Below are 2,069 nucleotides of genomic sequence, written 5' to 3' on the forward strand. Positions count from 1 at the left end.
AGTTTTCAAGAAGTAAACGATGGTGTTGAGGTGGAAACCAATGGAATTTCTTTTAAAACCAATAAATTATTATTCACTACGAACGGTTTTGCATCACAATTGGCTAACAATCAAGTCAAACCGGCTCGTGCACAAGTTTTAATCACAAAACCAATTCCGAATTTAGACATTAAAGGCACTTTTCATTTAGATAAAGGCTATTTTTATTTCCGAAATATCAACGATAGAATTCTTTTTGGAGGAGGAAGAAATTTAGATTTTGAAGGGGAAACCACCACTTCTCACGATACAACCGAATTGATTCAAAATCGTTTGGAGGAGTTATTAAAAATAGTAATTTTGCCACATCAATCGTTCGAAATTGAACACCGTTGGAGCGGCACTATGGGAGTTGGAACTCATAAAAAACCAATCGTAGAACAACTTTCAAATCACGTGTATTGCGGAGTTCGCATGGGCGGAATGGGAGTTGCCATTGGTAGTTTAGTCGGACAAGAATTAGCTGATTTAGTTTAAAATATGGCAAAAAAAACTACTACAAAAAGTAAGTCACCAAAATTCCCCGCAAAAAAAAGAACAACAGGTCAAAAGATTTTACGTTTCTTTTGGTTGCTTTTTTTATGGTTTAATATCATCAGTTTTTCGGTGGTGTTGCTTTTTAAATTTGTTCCTGTTCCTTTCACACCTTTGATGGGAATTCGTGCTTTGGAACATAATGCGGCTGGAAAAGATATGGTGTGTAGCCATGAATGGGTGTCAATTGACGAAATTTCATTAAACCTTCAAAAAGCAGTAATTGCCAGTGAAGACGGACGTTTTTTAGAACATTCTGGTTTTGATTTTGAAGCGATGCAAAAAGCGTTTAAGAATAATCAGAAAGGGAAACGTTTAAAAGGCGGAAGCACCATTTCGCAACAAACGGCAAAAAATGTTTTTCTGTGGCAAGGAAGAAGTTATGTTCGTAAAGGTTTAGAAGCGTATTATACCGTTTTAATTGAACTAATTTGGGGTAAAAAACGCATCATGGAGGTTTACCTAAATAGTATCGAAATGGGCGATGGCGTTTACGGAGCTGAAGCAGCAGCCAAACATTGGTACAGAAAAGATGCCGCCAGTTTAACCCGTTATGAAGCCGCTGGAATAGCAGCAATTTTACCAAATCCAAGAAAGTACAAAGCTTCCAATTCTTCGTCTTATATTAACAGAAGAAAAGCTAAGATTAGTAGAGAAATTGGATACGTGAAATTGGATTATTAATTATTTTCAATCTGTTTTAAAATATAAAAGCACAAATTCTAACGAGTTTGTGCTTTTATGTTATTAAACATCATTTTTTTGTAAAATGAATTATTATTATCATTAATTTCAATTAACATTGAATCTTTCACGATAAAAACCGAAGAATCGTAATAATTTCCAGACTGAACAGAATAATGCTTTCTACATAAAAACAAAGTATCATTACTAACAAAATAGACGCCATAAGTAGGCTTTTTTAATTCTTCAAATGCTTTTAATTCTTGATAGAAAGCAAACTTACCATTAGAGTAAAATTTTATACAAGGTTTTGTTTCTTTCAATAAAGAATTAGTTTCTTTAATAAATAAACTTCCATTATTATCAACCTTATCAACAATATATTCTTTAACATAAACAGCATTAGTGTCAATGTTCAAAGTTGACAAATCAAAATTCTTCTTTGAATCACTTTTAAAACACAAATCTTTTCTAGAGTTACATGAGACCACTCCTAACAACATGAAAGTAAAAATTAAAAGAATTTTTCTATTCATATTCTACTTCGCTTTCGCCATAAATTCTTCTGCTTTTTCTACCATGTTTTTACTTCCGCAGAAGAATGGAACACGTTGGTGTAATTCTGTGGGTTGAATTTCCATGATTCTTTTGTAACCATCAGACGCTTTTCCGCCTGCTTGTTCGGCTATGAAAGCTATTGGATTGCATTCGTATAATAAACGTAATTTTCCGTTAGGCGCTTTTGAACTGGTTGGATATAAATAAATTCCACCTTTAATCATGTTTCTATGAAAATCAGAAACTAAACTTCC

3 protein-coding genes and 1 pseudogene are annotated in these 2,069 nt (G+C 33.2%); 2 read left to right on the top strand and 2 right to left on the bottom strand.

The genetic code is table 11. The features are described 5' to 3' along the window. Together Q0075_RS05295 and mtgA are read left to right on the top strand one after the other, a co-directional pair. Positions 1-516 (top strand): FAD-dependent oxidoreductase (locus Q0075_RS05295; protein ID WP_297868604.1); only part of this gene is annotated, 516 nt, incomplete at its 5' end. A 3-nt stretch (positions 517-519) separates the two neighbouring features. Continuing rightward, the gene (gene mtgA, locus Q0075_RS05300) at positions 520-1,257 is read left to right on the top strand and encodes a monofunctional biosynthetic peptidoglycan transglycosylase (protein WP_297868605.1); all 738 of its coding nucleotides are present in this window, start codon (positions 520-522) and stop codon (positions 1,255-1,257) included. 38 nt (positions 1,258-1,295) lie between these two features. Here the strand turns inward: mtgA and Q0075_RS05305 are convergent, their stop codons facing one another. Then, complete coding sequence (locus Q0075_RS05305; protein ID WP_297868606.1) at positions 1,296-1,793, bottom strand: hypothetical protein; 498 nt, start codon at positions 1,791-1,793, stop codon at positions 1,296-1,298. 3 nt (positions 1,794-1,796) lie between these two features. After that, positions 1,797-2,069, bottom strand: a pseudogene (locus tag Q0075_RS05310) (fructose-bisphosphatase class I); the annotation flags it as partial.

The organism is uncultured Flavobacterium sp. (assembly GCF_937967675.1).
GTDB lineage: Bacteria > Bacteroidota > Bacteroidia > Flavobacteriales > Flavobacteriaceae > Flavobacterium.

Bases quoted from the DNA above. Each gene is read 5' to 3' on its own strand.
- mtgA (WP_297868605.1), top strand. From the start codon at position 520: ATGGCAAAAAAAACTACTACAAAAAGTAAGTCACCAAAATTCCCCGCA.
- Q0075_RS05305 (WP_297868606.1), bottom strand. From the start codon at position 1,793: ATGAATAGAAAAATTCTTTTAATTTTTACTTTCATGTTGTTAGGAGTG.